This is a genomic window from Glutamicibacter protophormiae (assembly GCF_016894325.1).
GTDB classification, from domain to species: domain Bacteria; phylum Actinomycetota; class Actinomycetes; order Actinomycetales; family Micrococcaceae; genus Glutamicibacter; species Glutamicibacter protophormiae.
Window position 1 is genome coordinate 942,717 of sequence record NZ_CP069806.1, and the last position, 16,921, is coordinate 959,637.

General features: G+C 62.5%; 18 protein-coding genes. 9 read left to right on the forward strand and 9 right to left on the reverse strand.

Annotation, left to right across the window (positions count from 1 at the left end):
- Nucleotides 1-4: 4 nt before the first annotated feature.
- The 3 genes from JQN66_RS04495 to JQN66_RS04505 all read right to left on the reverse strand — a co-directional run bounded on the left by JQN66_RS04495 (nucleotide 5) and on the right by JQN66_RS04505 (nucleotide 3,116).
- Complete coding sequence (locus tag JQN66_RS04495; protein ID WP_204676806.1) at nucleotides 5-811, reverse strand: glucosamine-6-phosphate deaminase; 807 nt, start codon at nucleotides 809-811, stop codon at nucleotides 5-7.
- Nucleotides 812-925: 114 nt separating this feature from the next.
- The gene (locus tag JQN66_RS04500; protein WP_204676807.1) at nucleotides 926-2,350 is read right to left on the reverse strand and encodes a glycoside hydrolase family 3 protein; all 1,425 of its coding nucleotides are present in this window, start codon (nucleotides 2,348-2,350) and stop codon (nucleotides 926-928) included.
- 4 nt (nucleotides 2,351-2,354) lie between these two features.
- Nucleotides 2,355-3,116 (reverse strand): carbohydrate ABC transporter permease, encoded by a 762-nt coding sequence (locus JQN66_RS04505; RefSeq protein WP_338029216.1) that lies wholly within the window; start codon nucleotides 3,114-3,116, stop codon nucleotides 2,355-2,357.
- A 12-nt stretch (nucleotides 3,117-3,128) separates the two neighbouring features.
- Here JQN66_RS04505 and JQN66_RS04510 point away from each other — a divergent pair, with 12 nt between their 5' ends.
- Nucleotides 3,129-3,662, forward strand: a complete 534-nt coding sequence (locus tag JQN66_RS04510) for a GNAT family N-acetyltransferase (protein WP_204676808.1) — start codon at nucleotides 3,129-3,131, stop codon at nucleotides 3,660-3,662.
- Between the two features lie 47 nt (nucleotides 3,663-3,709).
- Complete coding sequence (locus JQN66_RS04515; RefSeq protein ID WP_204676809.1) at nucleotides 3,710-5,626, forward strand: penicillin-binding transpeptidase domain-containing protein; 1,917 nt, start codon at nucleotides 3,710-3,712, stop codon at nucleotides 5,624-5,626.
- Between the two features lie 419 nt (nucleotides 5,627-6,045).
- Here the strand turns inward: JQN66_RS04515 and JQN66_RS04520 are convergent, their stop codons facing one another.
- Both JQN66_RS04520 and JQN66_RS04525 read right to left on the reverse strand, forming a co-directional pair.
- On the reverse strand, nucleotides 6,046-6,219 hold the full coding sequence (locus JQN66_RS04520) for a hypothetical protein (protein WP_204676810.1): 174 nt from the start codon (nucleotides 6,217-6,219) through the stop codon (nucleotides 6,046-6,048).
- A 127-nt stretch (nucleotides 6,220-6,346) separates the two neighbouring features.
- Nucleotides 6,347-6,487, reverse strand: a complete 141-nt coding sequence (locus JQN66_RS04525) for a GNAT family N-acetyltransferase (protein WP_204676811.1) — start codon at nucleotides 6,485-6,487, stop codon at nucleotides 6,347-6,349.
- 544 nt (nucleotides 6,488-7,031) lie between these two features.
- Between JQN66_RS04525 and JQN66_RS04530 the strand changes: the two genes are divergently transcribed.
- The 4 genes from JQN66_RS04530 (at nucleotide 7,032) to gatB (ending at nucleotide 11,024) form a co-directional block, all read left to right on the forward strand.
- Entirely contained in the window at nucleotides 7,032-7,583 is a 552-nt protein-coding gene (locus JQN66_RS04530; protein ID WP_204676812.1) for a maltokinase N-terminal cap-like domain-containing protein, read from the forward strand.
- 85 nt (nucleotides 7,584-7,668) lie between these two features.
- Nucleotides 7,669-7,965 (forward strand): Asp-tRNA(Asn)/Glu-tRNA(Gln) amidotransferase subunit GatC, encoded by a 297-nt coding sequence (gatC, locus tag JQN66_RS04535; protein ID WP_047118529.1) that lies wholly within the window; start codon nucleotides 7,669-7,671, stop codon nucleotides 7,963-7,965.
- 5 nt (nucleotides 7,966-7,970) lie between these two features.
- Entirely contained in the window at nucleotides 7,971-9,509 is a 1,539-nt protein-coding gene (gatA, locus tag JQN66_RS04540; protein ID WP_407717451.1) for an Asp-tRNA(Asn)/Glu-tRNA(Gln) amidotransferase subunit GatA, read from the forward strand.
- A gap of 6 nt (nucleotides 9,510-9,515) precedes the next feature.
- Nucleotides 9,516-11,024, forward strand: coding sequence for an Asp-tRNA(Asn)/Glu-tRNA(Gln) amidotransferase subunit GatB (gene gatB, locus JQN66_RS04545; protein ID WP_204676813.1), 1,509 nt, complete (start codon nucleotides 9,516-9,518; stop codon nucleotides 11,022-11,024).
- 230 nt (nucleotides 11,025-11,254) lie between these two features.
- On the opposite strand, the gene JQN66_RS04550 is transcribed toward gatB, so the two are convergent.
- From JQN66_RS04550 to JQN66_RS04560, 3 genes are all read right to left on the reverse strand, one after another.
- A complete protein-coding gene (locus tag JQN66_RS04550) occupies nucleotides 11,255-11,665 on the reverse strand; it encodes a type II toxin-antitoxin system VapC family toxin (protein WP_161447715.1) in 411 nt (136 codons plus the stop codon).
- Complete coding sequence (locus tag JQN66_RS04555) at nucleotides 11,662-11,910, reverse strand: type II toxin-antitoxin system Phd/YefM family antitoxin (protein ID WP_188947570.1); 249 nt, start codon at nucleotides 11,908-11,910, stop codon at nucleotides 11,662-11,664. Before JQN66_RS04555 ends, JQN66_RS04550 begins: the two co-directional genes overlap by 4 nt.
- 330 nt (nucleotides 11,911-12,240) lie before the next feature.
- Nucleotides 12,241-13,062, reverse strand: a complete 822-nt coding sequence (locus JQN66_RS04560; RefSeq protein ID WP_204676814.1) for a HutD/Ves family protein — start codon at nucleotides 13,060-13,062, stop codon at nucleotides 12,241-12,243.
- A gap of 687 nt (nucleotides 13,063-13,749) precedes the next feature.
- Between JQN66_RS04560 and JQN66_RS04565 the strand changes: the two genes are divergently transcribed.
- The 3 genes from JQN66_RS04565 to JQN66_RS04575 all read left to right on the forward strand — a co-directional run bounded on the left by JQN66_RS04565 (nucleotide 13,750) and on the right by JQN66_RS04575 (nucleotide 15,962).
- The gene (locus JQN66_RS04565; RefSeq protein WP_204676815.1) at nucleotides 13,750-14,133 is read left to right on the forward strand and encodes a hypothetical protein; all 384 of its coding nucleotides are present in this window, start codon (nucleotides 13,750-13,752) and stop codon (nucleotides 14,131-14,133) included.
- A gap of 84 nt (nucleotides 14,134-14,217) precedes the next feature.
- Complete coding sequence (locus JQN66_RS04570) at nucleotides 14,218-15,123, forward strand: aminoglycoside phosphotransferase family protein (protein ID WP_204676816.1); 906 nt, start codon at nucleotides 14,218-14,220, stop codon at nucleotides 15,121-15,123.
- Nucleotides 15,124-15,269: 146 nt separating this feature from the next.
- Nucleotides 15,270-15,962 (forward strand): ROK family transcriptional regulator, encoded by a 693-nt coding sequence (locus JQN66_RS04575; RefSeq protein ID WP_204676817.1) that lies wholly within the window; start codon nucleotides 15,270-15,272, stop codon nucleotides 15,960-15,962.
- A gap of 76 nt (nucleotides 15,963-16,038) precedes the next feature.
- Here the strand turns inward: JQN66_RS04575 and JQN66_RS04580 are convergent, their stop codons facing one another.
- Nucleotides 16,039-16,716 (reverse strand): HAD family hydrolase, encoded by a 678-nt coding sequence (locus tag JQN66_RS04580; protein WP_239464141.1) that lies wholly within the window; start codon nucleotides 16,714-16,716, stop codon nucleotides 16,039-16,041.
- Nucleotides 16,717-16,921 lie beyond the last annotated feature (205 nt).

The window sequence follows — 16,921 nt, forward strand, 5'->3', positions numbered from 1 at the left end:
CAGACTAGACGACGACCAGGTTCTCTTCGGAAATTCCTGCCGCGGCATCGTCATAGTATTCGCGCTGGGTCAGCTTGGAAGCCGCTGCCTCGTCCAGCACCACGACGGCGTCGCGGTGCAGCTGAAGCACCGAGCCCGGGCAGGCAGCGGACAGCGGCCCCTCGACCGCCGCGGCGATGGCGTCGGCCTTGCCGGCTCCGGTAGCCACGAGGACCAGCCGGCCGGCATCCAGGATGGTGCCCAGCCCCTGGGTGACGCAGTGGGTCGGCACATGCTCGATGCCGGCAAAGAACCGTGCGTTGTCCTCGCGGGTCTTGGCGGCCAGGCGCTTGATGCGGGTGCGGCTGGTCAGGGCGCTGCCCGGCTCGTTGAAGCCCAGGTGGCCGTTGGCTCCGATTCCCAGGATCTGGACCTGGATGCCTCCGGAGGCCTTGATCGCGGCATCGTAGGCATCCGCGGCTGCCTGCACCGCCGGCACCGAAGCCCCGGTGCCCTGGGGCACGGACAGGTTTTCGGCGCGCAGGCCGATGACGTTGCAGACCTCGTTGACCAAGGTCTGGCGGTAGGACTGCTCATGGGTGTCCGGGATGCCGATGTACTCATCCAGGGCGAAGCCGAGCGCCTCGGAGAAATCTGCGCGTGATTCGGAGACCGCCTTGCCCAGTTCCCGGTACAGTCCCAGCGGGGAAGATCCGGTGGCCAGGCCCAGCACCTGCCGTTGCCCCGCCCCGTGCTCGGCCAAGCCTGCCAGGACGTTGTCAGCGGCGATACGAGCTACTTGGTCAGCGTTCGAACCAATCAGTACGCGCATAGAATGAGGATCCAATCTTCGAAAAACGGGGTGCGCCGGGCGGCGCGGCGGTCTGCTGCAGTCAGCGCAAGCGCAGAACCGCGAAAACACTATTCTCTCAGGTTTTACCCTGGGCTAGCATTTTTGTTCCGCGGGGATCTGCAACATCTCCATCACGGTGCGGGCCAGCACGGGGGATGCGCCGTAGGTGGTGATGTCGGCCCCGGGAGCGGGCCAGCCGAAGTTCACCACCAGCACGCGGTGGCCAGCCTGGCGCAGCTGGGCGGCCAGCGCATGCACCGCATGGGTTTCCGACAGGGCCCGGGCCGCCAGCAGCACCTTCGCGCCGGGACGCAGATCTTCCGGTGCGGCCGTCGAAGCAACGCTGGACAACCCCCACGGTACGTGGCCCACGGCCATGTTGCTGTCGGTGTCCACCTGCACCAGCTGTACCTCGGCTGGATCCGAAATCCATCCGGCAACCTCGGTGGAGGTTTCAAAGGCCTGCGACCAGTCGCCGGTCACCAGCTCGCACGGTTCGCAAGCCCGGTCCTGCACCCGGTAGTGCGTGGCCAACGCGGTGTTGCGGTCCGCCGCATCGCGCAGGCGCTGCGGATCAAGGGTGCCTTCGCGCACTGCGTGGAGGATGGCGTTGACAACTTGTTCGTAGTCTTCGCGTTCCATGTCGGTGCCCAGGCACAGCAGGTCGGCGCCGGCGCGCAGCGCACGCACCGCTGCCACCGGGATTCCGGTTTCGGCGCTGGCACCGGCCATGTCCAGGGCATCGGTGACGATGACCCCGGTGAAACCCAGCTCATCGCGCAGCAGGTCGCCAAGGATGGCGCTGGAGAAAGTGGCGGGATTTTCCGCATCCAGCGCCGGAACCATGATGTGGCTGGTCATGATGGCGGCGATGCCGGTCTGGATCGCCGCGGTGAATGGGGCCAGTTCGCGTTCGGCCAGGGTGAAGGGATCCACCGCGACGACCGGCAGCGACAGGTGCGAGTCCGTGGAGGTGTCGCCGTGCCCGGGGAAGTGCTTGGCGCAGGCGGCAACCATTTCCCCCTGCAGGCCCACGGTGAACGCTGCGGTGTGCATGGCCACCTTGCGCGGGCTGATCCCGAAGGAGCGCACCCCGATGACCGGATTCTGCGCATTGGTATTCACGTCCGCGTCCGGGGCCAAATTTAGGTTGAAGCCGTAGGAACGCATTTCGCGGGCGATGGCCCGGGCGCTGGTGCGGGTGAGCTGCGGGTCGTCCATTCGCCCCAGCACCGCGTTGCCCGGCTGGTTGGAGCCGTCGCGGTAGTGCAGCCGGGTGACGTCTCCGCCTTCCTCATCCAGTGCCAGAATGGCCCCGGGGGACGCCTGGCGGATCTGGCTCATGAGCGCGGCCAGCTGCCCGGTGTCCTGGATATTGCCGCCGTAGATGCACAGCGATCCGAGCCCGGCTTCGAGTTCTTCGGCAACCCATCCGGGGAGCGTGGTGCCGATGAACCCCGGCATGAGCACGGCGCGAGCCAGGGAACGCAGCGCCTGGTCGTCGTGGTGGTTTTCCATGGTGTTATCCCTTCACAGCGCTGCCGACCAGGCCGGAGGACATCCGGGACTGGACCAGCAGGAAGAAAATGATGACGGGTACGGCAACCAGGGTGGAGGCCGCCATGACCATGCCCCAGTCGGTTCCACGGGTGGCCGAAGCCTGGATGAATGAACGCAGCCACAGCGGCAGCGTCTTGGCCTGGTCTTCGGTCATGACCACCAGCGCCACGGTGAATTCGTTCCAGGCCTGCAGGAAGGCGTAGACGCCGGAGGCGACCAGGCCGGGGGCCAGCAACGGAAAAGTGATTCTCAGGAATGCCTTGGTGCGGGACAGGCCGTCCACCATGGCGGCTTCTTCCAGCTCCACCGGCACGCCTGCCACGAAGCCGCGCAGCATCCAGATGGTGAACGGGACCACGGCCGCCGCATAGAGCACGGTCAGGCCCAGCACGGAGTTGAGCATGTTGACGCTGGACATCATCTTGTACTGCGCGTTGAACATGCCTTCGGCCGGCAGCATCTGGATCAGCAACAGGGCCAGGATGAAGGACTTTCGGCCGCGGAAGCGGAAACGGCTGATGGCCAGCGCGCCGAGGAACGCCACGATCAGGCAGATGCCCACGGTGGCCAGGGTGACGGCCAGCGAGACGCCGAGCGCCTGGACGAACGCGCCGTCGGAGAGCACCGCTGCGAAGTTGTCGAAGGAGCCGCCGACGGGAAGGAACAGCGGGGTGGTGGACTGCCGCGTGCATCGCTGTACGTCCGGGGAAGTGAACGGTGGCACTATTAAAGAACCATGTCTTTGATTGATGAATTTCGCGTCACCCGCGATGGCCTGGTGATCGAACCGGCCTTGCCTTCCGACTATGACCGTGTCGGCGACATTACCGTGGATGCCTACCTTGCGGCCGGGCACTTTGACGACCCCCGGCACGAGTACATGCAGTTCGTCCGCAAGGTCGCGGACCGCGCGGCCAAGGCAGAGGTGTATGTCGCCCGCCGCGACGGAAGCACGATTGCGTCGATGACGCTCGTTCCCTTTGGCAACGAGTACGCGGATATTGCCCGCGAAGGCGAACTGGAGATCCGCATGCTCAGCGTGGATCCCGCCGTGCAGCGTTCGGGCGCCGGAAGGGCCATGGTGCACACCGCGATCGACCGTGCGCGGCAGCTGGATGGCGTGGAGGTAGTCTCCCTGACGACAGGCGGATCCTGGGTCGCTGCCCGTGCGCTGTATGAATCGATGGGCTTCGTGCGCTGCGAGCAACGAGACTGGTATGTGCCGAATACCGAGATCCTGCTGGTCGTCTACACTCTCGAACTCGATTAAAAGTCACGTCATTGCCGGTTCCCAGTTTTTGAACTTAGAATGGCGAAATGAGTGCCCTTCGCCGAAAAGTCATTGCCCTGTCAGTCGCCAGCCTTGTAGCTGGAACGCTGAGCGCCTGCAGTTCAGCCCCCGCTGATCCGGCTCCGTCGGCAGACGCGCTGGCCGCAGCACTGAATTCCGGCGACTTCTCGGGTATCGCATTCAGCAATTCTGATGCGGCCGCGGCCAAGGCAACGCTGGACACCGCGTTCGGCAAAATCGACGATATCAAGCACACCAGCACCGTCAGCTCGGTCGCCACGGATGATCAGAAGCAGGACGGGGTCACCACCGCGACCGCCACGATCCAGACCGTATGGGACGTGGACAAGACCGAGACGGATCTGAGCTACCAGACCCAGGCGGTCTGGCAGTACGATGCCGAGGGCAAGACCTGGCAGCTGCGCTTCGATCCGTCGATCCTCGCTCCGGACATGGCCGAAGGCGACTTCCTGGCGGCCAGCTTCGAACCGGGCAAGCGCGGCAACATCACCGACGGCGAAGACAAGAACATCGTCACCGAGCGCCCGGTGATCAACGTCGGCATCGACAAGACCCGAGCAACCAGTGACGAATGGGCTTCCTCGGCAAAGGCGCTGGCCAAGCTCGTGGACATCGACGAGGACGCTTTCGTGGCGAAGGTCAAGGCCGCCGGCGAGAAGGCCTGGGTGCAGGCGATCGTGTTGCGTGATGATCTATCCCGCGATGTGCTCGACGAAGAGATCGCCGAAATTCCCGGAGCGGTTGGCCAACCGGACCAGATTCCGCTCGCGCCGACCCGCACCTTCGCTCGGTCGTTGCTCGGCTCGGTCGGCGAAGCCACCGCGGAAATTGTCGAGAAATCCGAGGGAAAGATCCACGCCGGGGACCAAGTTGGCCTGTCAGGGTTGCAGGCGACCTACAACGACACGCTCTCTGGAACCTCGGGCGTGAGCATTTCGCGCTACAACGCGGCCAGGGAAGCCCAATCCGAACTCTTCTCCAGCGAACCGGTGGACGGCAAGGACGTGCAGCTGACCCTGGACCAGGATCTGCAGAAGGAAGCCGATGATCTGTTGCAGGATGCGGAATCCAACTCGGCCATCGTAGTCATCCGTCCCTCCGACGGTGCAGTGCTGGCAGCCTCCTCGGGGCCGGTGTCTTCCGGCCTGAACACCTCGCTGCAGGGCAAATATGCCCCGGGCTCCTCTTTCAAGGTGATCAGCGCGCTGGCAATGCTCCGCGACGGAGCGACGCCCAGCACCAAAGTCGACTGCAAGGCCACTACCGTGATTGACGGCAAGACCTTCAAGAACTTCGATGGCTACCCGTCATCGGCATTGGGAAATATTCCGCTGTCCGAAGCCATCGCACAGTCCTGCAACACGGTTTTCGTCGATGAGGGTGACAAGATCGGCGGCACCAAGCTGGCCGAGGCCGCAGCGGCCCTGGGGCTGACCGGCGAAGACGGCACCGGAGTCGGCGCGATCCTCGGATCGGTCCCCACGGACTCCACCGGAACCGAGCAGGCCGCGAACATGATCGGCCAGGGAGTGGTGGAAGCCTCGCCGCTGGGCATGGCAACGGTTGCCGCGTCCGTGCAGGCCAAGGAGACTGTGTCGCCCAAACTGGTGATCTCACCAGAGCCCAAGGCTCCCGCGGCCGCGAAGTCCAAGCTCACCGAGGAGGAAGCCAGCGAGCTGGCCACGATGATGGCCGACGTCGTTGACCACGGAACGCTCAAGGACCTGAAGGGCACGGGCACCGGGAAGATCATCGGCAAGAGCGGCACCGCCGAGTACGACAGTGAACGCAACGCCCACGCCTGGGCCATTGCCGCCCAGGGCGATATCGCCATTGCCGCATTCGTCGAGGACGGCAACGGCGGAGCGCAGACCGCAGGTCCGCTGGTGAAGTCGATGCTGGAGGCTGCGAACAAGGGATAGTCCCGGAGGGTTCCATTCGTCCAGTGCGGATGCGCTGGGGATCAACCGCAGACCAACAAGAAGTCAAAAACCCTCGGCTCAGCCGAGGGTTTTTGTGCAGCCCATCAATGCGAATGAACGCAGCTGATGATGCGACGTGCATATACAGCCAGAATGCGCGGCTACTCGCAGCGGGCTTGGAAAATCAGCGCGTCGTCGGCGGAGTCCTGCATCAGTGGCGCGCGGTGACGGCTCATCGCGCGAGCGATGTTTCGCCTCCATGAAGTGGGAACTCATTCTGGCTCAGGTGAAAGCTAGTTCTTGTCGTTCAGGGCATAGCTGAGGATTTCGCCGGTTTCAACATCCTGGAGAATGACGGAGTGGAATTCGTCTGAGCCATCTTCGTTGATCCATTCAAGGAGCGCATCATCTTCCGGAACTCAAAGCAGGGAAACGTCGGATACCGAGGTTGGTTCCAGCCCCAGCCATTGGGCAACGCTGTGCTTGTTATTCTCCTGCGGCAACACGGCGTTTGCCGGCGCGACTGCCACCGTCGTCAGAGCTACCAGCGCGGTAGCGAGAATGCCTGCAGAAGCTTTGAATTTCAGTGCCATGTGCGTATGTCCTTGGGATGTGAAAACCGGAGTTGACCAGATGCTGCAAGCCTAAGCCGGGTTAGTGGCGGAACTGCGCAGCGGGCGTTTGCCGTGTGTAGGACCGCAGCGCCACTGTTTCAATTTCTCAGGCGCCAGCGGAAAAATATTCATCGGCCAGCAGGCCGTACAGCAGCTGGTCGTGGAACTTCCCATCGTGGAAATATGCTCCACGCTCCCGGCCTTCCAAGATGAAGCCCGACTTCTCGTAGGCGCGCGCCACGCGCATGTTGAATGGCGCGACCTTCAGGGAAATGCGAAGCAGTCCTAATTTTTGAAACCGTAGCCGCACAGTCTTTTCGCTGCACGCGTGCCGGACTCCCGATCCACGTAGCCCGGGCCGATCATGACCGGCAGGTCGGCGACGTGATGGGGGAGCGCACAGCCGTACAGCGTCACAGGCCCCATCAGGAAACCGGTCGCTTTCTCGAAAATGCAGTAGCCCGCTTCGCTGCTATCCGGTCGATTGCGGCATCAGGACGCGAACTTGTCCGCCAGATGCTGGGGAGATCGGGGCTGGCAACCCTTTGCTGCAACACGGCCCACTGCGGAGCATTCCTCCACGGTGCCAGCGCCGTGGAGTCGTAGTGCTCGAACTCGCGCAGAATAACGGCATCGTCTTCGAGTAGCGATGCACTGTAGGTCCGAGCCTGTTCTCTGACAGTGCGCTCGCAGTTGGTTTCGATGCCGATTAGGCTGGACATGAACGTCCTGCCTACTGAGCAATTGGTGCAGTGCCTGTGCCACAACAACCCACCTGAAAGTCGATGCACATGGGAATCATCTACAACACGACGATGAAGCCGAGCAAAAACGAACTGGTTGAAGACTGGCTGGTCCGCCAAGATTTCTTCACCGGCAAGAAGAAGCCGCAGCTCAAGCACGTCGGCGGCTTCCGGCTGGAGGACCCTGCCGGGGAGGTGGGCATCGAGTTCCGTCTTTATGCGGACAACGCTGATCTGAGCGATGTCATCTACCACGTCCCGTTGACTTACCGGGATGCACCGCTGCCCGGGGCCCAGAAGTACCTGCTGGGGACCAGCGAGCATGGAATTCTGGGCAAGCGCTACATCTATGACGCCGAAGGCGACCCGGTCTTCACCGCGCAGTTGCAGGCGTTCGCCGAAGGCAAGGCCGTCGCGCAGCACCACACCGAATCCTTCGCAGATGAACCGCGTGTCATCCTGACCAAGGACGCCGTTGGAAAGAAGCTGCAGATCATCCGACGCCCGGTGCGCTCGGCCGGCACCCGGTCCGGGGTCGTGGGATATTGGGAGAACGCCCTGGGGCAGGACCTGACCGGTTTGGTATTGCGCACAGCGTAGCTGATGCGCCACATTCCGGCCTGATGGCAGTCCGGCACGGGATAGACTTGTCTATGAAACCCATCCGCCCATTCTAGGGAGATATATGTCTGCCATCAGCCGTGAGGACCTTGTGCACCTGGCGCAATTGGCCCACATCGAGATGAGCGACGCAGAGCTGGACAAGATGACCGGTGAGCTCGACGCAATCGTCGGTGCCATCGCGTCTGTCAGCGAAGTCGCCTCCTCCGACATTCCAGCAACCAGCCACCCGATCCCGCTGACCAACGTCCTGCGCGAGGACGTGGTGGGCCAGACGCTGAGCATTGACGACGTGCTGCTCAACGCGCCGGATTCGGACTCGGACCGCTTCAAGGTCCCGGCAATTTTGGATGGTGAATAATCCACGTGAACGAACTGATTAAGCTCTCTGCCGCAGAACTGGCCGCCAAGCTGCGCGCCGGCGAAGTGACCTCCGTGGCAGCCGTCCAGGCGCACCTGGACCGCATCGCCGAGGTCGACGGCACCCTGAACGCCTTCCTGCACGTGAACGCCGAGGAAGCGCTCGCCGTGGCCGCAGAGGTCGACGCCATCCGCGCCGCCGGCGGCGCCGAGGCCGAAGCGCTGCACCCGCTGGCCGGCGTGCCGATCGCCATCAAGGACCTGATCGTCACCAAGGGCCAGCCCACCACCGCGGCATCGAAGATGCTCGACGGCTGGATGAGCCCGTACGACGCGACCGTGATCGAGAAGATCCGCGCCGCCAAGCTCCCGATGCTGGGCAAGACCAACCTGGACGAGTTCGCGATGGGATCCTCCACCGAGCACTCGGCCTACGGCGTGACCCGCAACCCGTGGGACCTGGGCCGCATCCCGGGCGGTTCCGGCGGCGGCTCGGCCGCGGCAGTGGCCGCCTTCGAGGCTCCGCTGGCCCTGGGCACCGACACCGGCGGTTCCATCCGCCAGCCGGGCGCCGTCACCGGCACCGTGGGCGTGAAGCCGACCTATGGCGCGGTCTCGCGCTACGGCGCCATCGCCATGGCCTCCTCGCTGGACCAGATCGGCCCGGTGTCCCGCACCGTGCTCGACTCGGCACTGCTGCAGGAACTGATCGGCGGGCACGACCCGAAGGACTCCACCTCGCTGCCGCAGGACCTCGAAGGCCTGGTGGCCGCCGCGCAGACCGGCGCCGCCGGCGACCTGACCGGCGTGCGCGTGGGCGTCATCAAGGAACTGCAGGGAGAGGGCTACCAGGAGGGCGTGCAGGCGCGCTTCAACGAGTCCCTTGAACTGCTCAAGAACGCCGGCGCGGAAATCGTGGAGGTGTCCTGCCCGAACTTCAAGTACGCGCTGGGCGCCTACTACCTGATCATGCCTTCCGAGGTCTCCTCGAACCTGGCCAAGTTCGACGGCGTGCGCTTCGGCCAGCGTGTGCTGCCGACCGAGGGCCCGCTCACCATTGAGCGCGTCATGGCCGCCACCCGTGCCGCCGGCTTCGGCGACGAGGTCAAGCGCCGCATCATCCTGGGCACCTACGCCCTGTCGGCAGGCTACTACGACGCCTACTACGGTTCGGCCCAGAAGGTCCGCACCCTGATCCAGCGCGACTTCGACGCCGCGTTCGAGCAGGCCGACGTGCTGATTTCCCCGACCGCTCCGACCGTGGCCTTCGAGCTCGGCGCGAACGACAACGACCCGGTCGCCATGTACCTCAACGACGTGGCCACCATCCCGGCAAACCTCGCCGGCGTCCCGGGCATCACCGTGCCCGGCGGCCTCTCCGAGGGCCTGCCGGTGGGCATCCAGTTCCTGGCTCCGGCCTACGAGGATGCCCGTCTGTACCGCGCCGGCGCCGCACTGGAGACGCTGCTTGAAAAGCAGTGGGGGCACACCCTGATCTCGCAGGCACCGGCCATTGACACCGCTTCGATCGCGCAGGAGGCCTAGGGAATCATGAGCAACTACACCGATGAACTAGTCGATTTCGACGAGGCCCTGGATCGCTACGATCCGGTGCTCGGCTTCGAGGTCCACGTTGAGCTGAACACCAAAACCAAGATGTTCTCCGACGCCCCGAACGCCTTCGGCGACGACCCGAACACCAACGTCACCCCGGTGGACTTGGGCCTGCCCGGCGTACTGCCGGTGGTCAACAAGACCGCAGTGGAGTACTCCATCCTGATCGGCCTGGCGCTAAACTGCCAGATCGCCGAAAAGTGCGGCTTCGCCCGCAAGAACTACTTCTACCCGGACACCCCGAAGAACTTTCAGACCTCCCAGTACGATGATCCGATCGCCTTTGACGGCTGGCTGGACATCGAGCTGGAGGACGGCGAGGTCTTCCGCGTGGAGATCGAGCGCGCCCACATGGAGGAGGACGCCGGCAAGCTGACCCACATGGGCGGCGCCGCCGGACGCATCCAGGGCGCCGACTACTCGCTGGTCGACTACAACCGCGCCGGCGTGCCGCTAGTGGAGATCGTGACCAAACCAATCGTGGGCGCCGGCAAGCGCGCCCCGGAGCTGGCCCGCGCCTATGTGGCGGCGGTTCGCGAGATCGTGAAGAACCTGGGTGTCTCGGACGCGAAGATGGAGCGCGGCAACGTGCGCTGCGACGCCAACGTTTCGCTGATGCCGAAGGACGCACAGAAGTTCGGCACCCGTACCGAGACCAAGAACGTGAACTCGCTGCGCGCGGTGGAGCACGCGGTGCGTTTCGAGATCGAGCGCCACGCAGCGGTGCTGGATTCCGGGGCGAAGATCGTCCAGGAAACCCGCCACTGGCATGAGGACACCCGCTCCACCACCTCGGGCCGCCCGAAGTCGGACGCGGATGACTACCGCTACTTCCCGGAGCCTGACCTGGTGCCGATCATCACCACCGCCGAATGGGTGGAGGAACTGCGTTCCCGCCTGCCCGAGCCGCCGGCAGACCGCCGCAAGCGCTTGAAGGCCGACTGGGGCTACGCGGACAAGGAATTCCGCGACGTGGTGAACGCCGGGGTACTGGACGAGATCGAAGCGACCATTGCCGCGGGCACCTCCGCCGCCGTGGCCCGCAAGTGGTGGATGGGCGAGATCGCCCGTCTGGCCAAGGCCGCCGACAAGGAGATCGCAGATCTGGGTGTTACGCCGCAGACCATCGTTGAGCTGAACTCGCTGATCGAAGCGAAGAAGATCAATGACAAGATCGCCCGCCAGGTGCTCGAATTCGTGCTGGAAGGGGAGGGCTCCCCGACGGACATCGTCGAGAAGCGCTCGCTGGCCGTCGTGAATGACGACGACGCGCTGGGCAAGGCCGTGGATGACGCCATGGCCGCCATGCCTGACGTGGTCGAGAAGATCAAGGGCGGCAAGATGCAGGCCATCGGTGCGCTGATGGGCCCGGTCATGAAGGCCACCCGCGGCCAGGCCGACGCCGGTCGCGTCCGCGAGATCGTGATGGAGAAGCTGGGCCTCTAGCCCGAGCTTCACCAACGTCCGATGGCCCGCACTCTTGAAGTGCGGGCCATCGGTGCTTAAAGGTGGTTCTCGACGGCAAGTTGGTACCGAGGGACGGACAGCGGCCGCGTTGGTATTGGGTGTTGTCCAGAGTGGCGGTGCGATTGTCCTGCCTGGTCCTGCGACAACTATGCACAACGGGTAGCTGGAGCTGATGCCGTGGAAATTGAAGATCCAGGCGTCGCTAGCCCTCAAAGTTCATGAGGGTTGAGCAATCTGACGCTAATCTGGTTAAAATCTTTTGTATTTCGCGTTACGAGAGTCATCCCGTGCACAAGCGCAGTCGCAGCAATCAGGGCATCCATTTCGGGCATTGGATCTGGCACGTGCAGGCCGGCCGCCACTGTTGCAATTTCCTCGGTAACCGGATGAATTTTGCGAGAGAACGTCGTTCGAACACTGTGTTCAAGCCATTCTCGAAGCAAGCGACCTTGAACGTTGTCTCGGCGTTCGAGCCTTTGAACTCCTTTTTCAAGTTCGAAAATAGTGATAACGCTAATCGCCAGCTCGGATATCCTTTGCTGGGAAAGCCAGTTGTTCAGTGCCGGCGAACTACGCCGCCGTGCGTCGCTCAGAATGTTCGTGTCGAGAAGATAGTTCATAGCTCAACCGGCGGTCGTGACACCGAACGTTCTGAAATTTCGAGCTCAATTTCAGTGTTCTGACCGCTCCAGAGGATATCGCCAAGTTTCCTGTCTGAGCCCAGCAGTTTGTCGTAGTCCTCGACGCTGAGCAAAACGTGCGAAGGGCGCCCATGATCAGTAATGGTCACGGGACCATGCAAAGCCGCTTTCTTTGCAGCAGAGACGTCTTGATTGAATTCTCGGCTGGTAAATGTTGTGTTCATTCTGACCCCCGATCGAAGTACCTACAGTAGTTACATTACGCTCAGTCGCAGTAGCGCGGAAGGCCATCGTGGGACTGTGGGTAGATCGCCACTTCTGTGATTTCGCGACGCTGCGGTAGCTAAAGGATCTATGCTGGCTGGTCCGCTTGGGATCAGGCGGCTAGGTGGCAACTAAACCTGCCCACCATGAGGAACACGCTCGACTGGCAACAGCTGCGCACGGTGTCGCTGAATCAAACTGTCTTTTCCGATTGCCGGGCGGGAGGCAGCGTAGAAGAAGCACCGCGGGAAAGAGCGAAACCGCTGGGCCGATAGTTAGGCAGAGAAAACTCAGGACTGGGGTGCCAGCGAGGCGAGCACGAACTTGCCGGTGGCTGTAGCGGGGGAACCGGGCACAAGTTTCACGGCATCCAAGTAGGCAAGCTGTTCTCCATTGACCGTGCAGTGATCATGCAGGGCAATGAGCATCTGGAGAACTTCAGCGCTCGGTTCAATGACCGCTGAATCTAGGATCAATGCCTGCGGGTCCCAGTTCTCCCTAAGTGCCATGACGTTCAGGTCGAGGAATCCTTCGCTGCGCGGAGTTGCCTCAACCTCGTCCTCGCCTTCGAAAACGATGATGCCTTCTACCGGCAGGTCTATCTGGCGGTTGTTGACGACCAAATCGACGGCGCCAGGACCCAGCGCCACCTGGCTGCGTCGAATTCCCGGGTACCGACTGTAGGGCTGGGTACCGGTAATTTCGGCAATGCTGATCTTCCACGTCCAGTCGCCGCCGTTCGCGAGGTCGTCGCTGAAGAGCGTGCGTGTAACACCCTTGCCGTTCTTCCATAATTGCGGCGATAAATCTGCATAGCGAACGATGGACATTGTCATGATGAAGTTCGATTTCTTGCTGTAGTTTTGAGCCAGTTCCATCATTTCATTGACCACGGAAGCAGAAACCGGCAACCCGGTATCTACTGTCTGATCGGACAGAAAATATCGGGAAACTGTGATTCGGCTTTGCCGCGAAAACAGAATTGCGCCGTGTTGATGAGTTTTGATCATCTGACCGAGAACGATGCCTCTGAAATCATTGAATCGAGCAGCTACCCAGCCCGCGTGAGTAGCCATCGGTCCGCGGAGGAAGCTGCCAGACTCGTGCACCATGGCTGGGTCTGGAACTCGTCGTCGCAGGGATACTGGATCTGCGACGGGGATCCGCTGTTTCGTCGTAGCGAGTATTGAAGAGTTGAGTGATCATGGACCGCTGGTCGATCTGGGGCCCGCTGCAGGATGCTGCGGGCTGGGCATGGAACTGTAGTTCTGCAGGTGCTTGCCGACAACGTCTCTACCGAAGTGCCAGAAGTGATCCGCGTCGAGGGACAGCCTCGGGACAACGACGTTGCCAGGCGCAAGACCTCCCTACCTGCCGTCGTCGTCACGCAAGCTCGCTGTCACTAGGGCTGGCCAACTGATGTCGGACAGTTTCCTGCATCGATAGCCTTTGCCATGATTCGAGTCGACTGGGAATCCGTCGAGACTGCAACCTTTGAACTACAGGACGTCGTCGCTGATTTTCAACAGGGGCATCAACCACCTTGAAGATCAGACGCCCGGCGACCATCAGCAGCTGGATCGTCCGGACGACCCGCAGCTGAGCATGGCACACCAGGCTTCGTTGTCGCCCTCCCTGGCGAGCGCTTCTGCTGATATTCTTCGGGCATGAACGGGCAACAAGGGGTGAGTCCACTGTATGCACGGGCCGGGCGGACACTGCTGGGTGCCGCGATGCTGGTGGGGATCACCGGATGCGGCACAGCATGGGGTCCCGGGGGACAAGCTGACACCTCGTGTATGCCCCCGCACTTCACTATCAGCCCGGCATCAGCCCCGGCGGGCAGCGAGGTGGTGATCGCAGCGCCGCCAGCCCTGTGCAACCCGGCCTATGGAGCGCAGGCAGAAATTGAATTGGAGATCACCGATGCCACCGGCGAACGGATCCTGCACACCACAGCACCGATGAAGGACGATGGCGAATTCAGCTATCGCTACACTATCGATGCGAAGGCCGCCCCTGGGGTAGCTCAGGTCGTCGCCTACCCACATGAGTTGGATTGGTGCGATGACACAGGGGAGAACAACCGGCTCAAAGGACAATCTGAGATCCAGCGGACTTCGTGTGTGATCCCAACCAGGGAGCTGCTCGTTGAAGACGCGAGGACCGATACTAGTCAGTGAAAGGGTTTGGATAAACCGGTAGTGGACTACGTATTTTTGAACGTCGCGCCCAGTCTACCCGGACGGTTCGCCTAGGATGGATCAATGACCGAAGCCTCTGCAGCCGTGCCCGGGCTGCCAGCCGCAGAAGTAGCAATCACTCGTAGCCTTGTCCGCGAATTGCTTCAGGAACAGGTACCGCAATGGGCCGGATGGGATCTATCCTACGTAGCGACCGGCTGGGATAACGAGGTTTACAGACTAGGCGATGAACTGCTGATTCGACTCCCGAGACGAAAAATGGGCGAGGCCACCGGGCGAAACGAACGTCAATGGCTGCCAAAACTCGTCCGGGAAACCGGGCAGGACGTAGCGAGCATAGTCTTCGAGGGACAGCCAAACGCGGCCTACCCTTTTACGTTTTCAGTGGTGAAATATGTTCCGGGGCAGAGTGCCGCGAGAATCGGACGCCCATTGCGTGATGGATACGCGCCGGAATTGGCAACCTATTTCCGCCTACTGCACCAGCCGGCAACGGACCCCCGGCCCGTCAGCGACTATCGTGGATGCCCATTGCAGACACTGGACATTAAAACGCGTGGAGAAATCTCCTTATTGGCGTCCGGACAGCGGGCAGCCGCCGTCGAAGTGTGGAGGGCAGCTGTGGAAGCGCCGGTGCATGAAGGACCGCCGCTGTGGTTGCACGGTGATCCGCATCCCCACAACACGATCATCAAACAGCACGGCCGGGAAATACGACTGGCAGCCCTGGTTGATTTCGGGGATCTATGCACCGGGGATCCGGCGTCGGATCTTGGTGCGGCGTGGATGCATTTCACCGTCTCGGGTACAGAATCATTCATGGCCCATTATGGTGTGCTTGAAGGCAGTCCGTTGTGGCTGCGGGCGCGGGGATGGGCCCTGCGATATGCGATCCTGACATCGGGCCTGGCCGAACAGGATCCGTTGGGCATTGTCGGCAGGGAAACCCTAGAGCTTCTTTTACGCTGAACATCGATGACTTGCCGGGAGACTTTTCACTAGTTGGCGGGGAGGCAAGCTGGCCTGCCTGATGCGCAAGGCACACTTCATTGGTGACAGAATAAGCAATGCTAACCAAAATGGGGCAATTGGCCCTTCGAAAGGCTCATCGCTACATGTCTCGCAAGACCGATCCGGCTCGTGCCAGGAATTTCGCGTCGGTGCTCCAGGAGATCTTCGCGGCGCCCGGGCGCTCGCGCAAGGACATCGCGGATGCCATCGGCATCAGCGTCGCCTCGGTGACCAGCATTGCCGCCAGCCTCCTGGAACATCGGCTGATCAGCGAATCTGCGCCGGTCGCCGCGGGGCAGGGCCGTCCGAGGGTTCCTCTGAGCGTTGACACCGACTCGAACTTGGTTATGGGGATCCACCTCGGCCCGCGAGTCACGGGTATCGTGCTGACCTGGCTGGACGGAGTTGCCAAGGCCTCCGTGCTCGTCCCGCACTCGGGGATGGCCGCGGCAACGGCCTTTGAGCTGGTGATCGCCCAGGCACAGAAGCTGGTTGCGGACCATGCCGACGGACGCCCGGTCTTGGGCACCGGGGTGGCTACCGGCGGCATCGTGGATCGGGAACAGGGGTTGATCGTCGAGAACGCGGGAGCCGGATGGTCGCAGGTCCCTGCGCAGCGCATGCTCGAAGCCCTGCCCCAACCGCTGGTCTTGGACAACAACGCCCGCGCGGCAGTGGCCGTGGGGGGATCTGGGCGCCCGTTCGATGCGCGATCAGGGGCAGACGCTGCAAATCCCTTCCCTGGACCAGAACGTGGTGCGCTACTTCGAGGCCGACCAGCAGGCCGAAGCAGTTAAGTAGTCCGAAAATGAACTCAGGGCTCGGCGAACCAGATGGTTCACCGAGCCCTGCGGGGTCGTTTGGCCCGTCGTGCTACTTCGCCTCGATGGCCAGATCCGCCAGCTGGTCCATGTGGGTGAAGATCGTGCTGGCGCCGGCCTGAAGCAGTGCCCCGGGATCGGTGCTGGTCGGGCCTCCGGAGGAGTAGCCATAGACCGTCGCCCCGGCCCCAACTCCGGCGGTGACACCCGTAACGGTGTCCTCGATGACCAGTGCCCCGCGGGGATCGATGCCCAACGCTTCGGCAGCGGCCAAGTAGACGTCCGGGGCCGGCTTGCTGCGCGGGAACTCCAAACCGCTGAACACCCGGTCTCCGAAATACTTGTCGAGCCCGGTCAGCGCAAGCTGCATTTCCACCTTAGCGCGGTCGGCACCGGTGACGCAGGCGATTTTCGAACCGTAGGCGCTGGCTACTTCCGCCACGGCCTGCGTGGATCCTTCCACCGCGCGCAGCTGCGTACGCAACGCTTCGTCGCGACGGGCACGGAAGCCGGCAATCCAGGTGTCGTCGATGCGCACGCCGGTGTGCTGGTAGATCGGTTCCCACTGGTCCTTCAGCGCCTTGCCGATGAAGATCTTGATACTGTCTTCCATGCTGATGTCCCATCCGTTTTCCTGCAGGATGCCTCGCAGAACGGAGTTGGTGATGAGCTCGGAATCCACCAGGACCCCGTCGCAGTCGAAAAGGACGGCAGAGAATTTTTGAAGCAAGGCGTGGGGTTCCCATCCGGTTGAAAGCGTGGAATGTGCTGTGCCGCTGGTGACAGAGTCGGCACTCAGCCCGCGGCCATTCGGTGTCGCGTCTTCAACAATAGTTTGTTCTCGGAAGCCTTGTCGTTTCGCCGGCATGAGACGCACAGGTTTTCCCGTGAGCCCAGAGGTATCCGGCCCGGCAACGGGCGGATCTGGTCTGGAG

Coding starts and splice junctions, on each gene's coding strand:
- JQN66_RS04495 (WP_204676806.1), bottom strand. CDS start 811: ATGCGCGTACTGATTGGTTCGAACGCTGACCAAGTAGCTCGTATCGCC.
- JQN66_RS04500 (WP_204676807.1), bottom strand. CDS start 2,350: ATGGAAAACCACCACGACGACCAGGCGCTGCGTTCCCTGGCTCGCGCC.
- JQN66_RS04510 (WP_204676808.1), top strand. CDS start 3,129: ATGTCTTTGATTGATGAATTTCGCGTCACCCGCGATGGCCTGGTGATC.
- JQN66_RS04515 (WP_204676809.1), top strand. CDS start 3,710: ATGAGTGCCCTTCGCCGAAAAGTCATTGCCCTGTCAGTCGCCAGCCTT.
- JQN66_RS04520 (WP_204676810.1), bottom strand. CDS start 6,219: ATGGCACTGAAATTCAAAGCTTCTGCAGGCATTCTCGCTACCGCGCTG.
- JQN66_RS04525 (WP_204676811.1), bottom strand. CDS start 6,487: ATGCGCGTGGCGCGCGCCTACGAGAAGTCGGGCTTCATCTTGGAAGGC.
- JQN66_RS04530 (WP_204676812.1), top strand. CDS start 7,032: ATGGGAATCATCTACAACACGACGATGAAGCCGAGCAAAAACGAACTG.
- gatC (WP_047118529.1), top strand. CDS start 7,669: ATGTCTGCCATCAGCCGTGAGGACCTTGTGCACCTGGCGCAATTGGCC.
- gatB (WP_204676813.1), top strand. CDS start 9,516: ATGAGCAACTACACCGATGAACTAGTCGATTTCGACGAGGCCCTGGAT.
- JQN66_RS04550 (WP_161447715.1), bottom strand. CDS start 11,665: ATGAACTATCTTCTCGACACGAACATTCTGAGCGACGCACGGCGGCGT.
- JQN66_RS04555 (WP_188947570.1), bottom strand. CDS start 11,910: ATGAACACAACATTTACCAGCCGAGAATTCAATCAAGACGTCTCTGCT.
- JQN66_RS04560 (WP_204676814.1), bottom strand. CDS start 13,062: ATGGTGCACGAGTCTGGCAGCTTCCTCCGCGGACCGATGGCTACTCAC.
- JQN66_RS04565 (WP_204676815.1), top strand. CDS start 13,750: ATGCCCCCGCACTTCACTATCAGCCCGGCATCAGCCCCGGCGGGCAGC.
- JQN66_RS04570 (WP_204676816.1), top strand. CDS start 14,218: ATGACCGAAGCCTCTGCAGCCGTGCCCGGGCTGCCAGCCGCAGAAGTA.
- JQN66_RS04575 (WP_204676817.1), top strand. CDS start 15,270: ATGTCTCGCAAGACCGATCCGGCTCGTGCCAGGAATTTCGCGTCGGTG.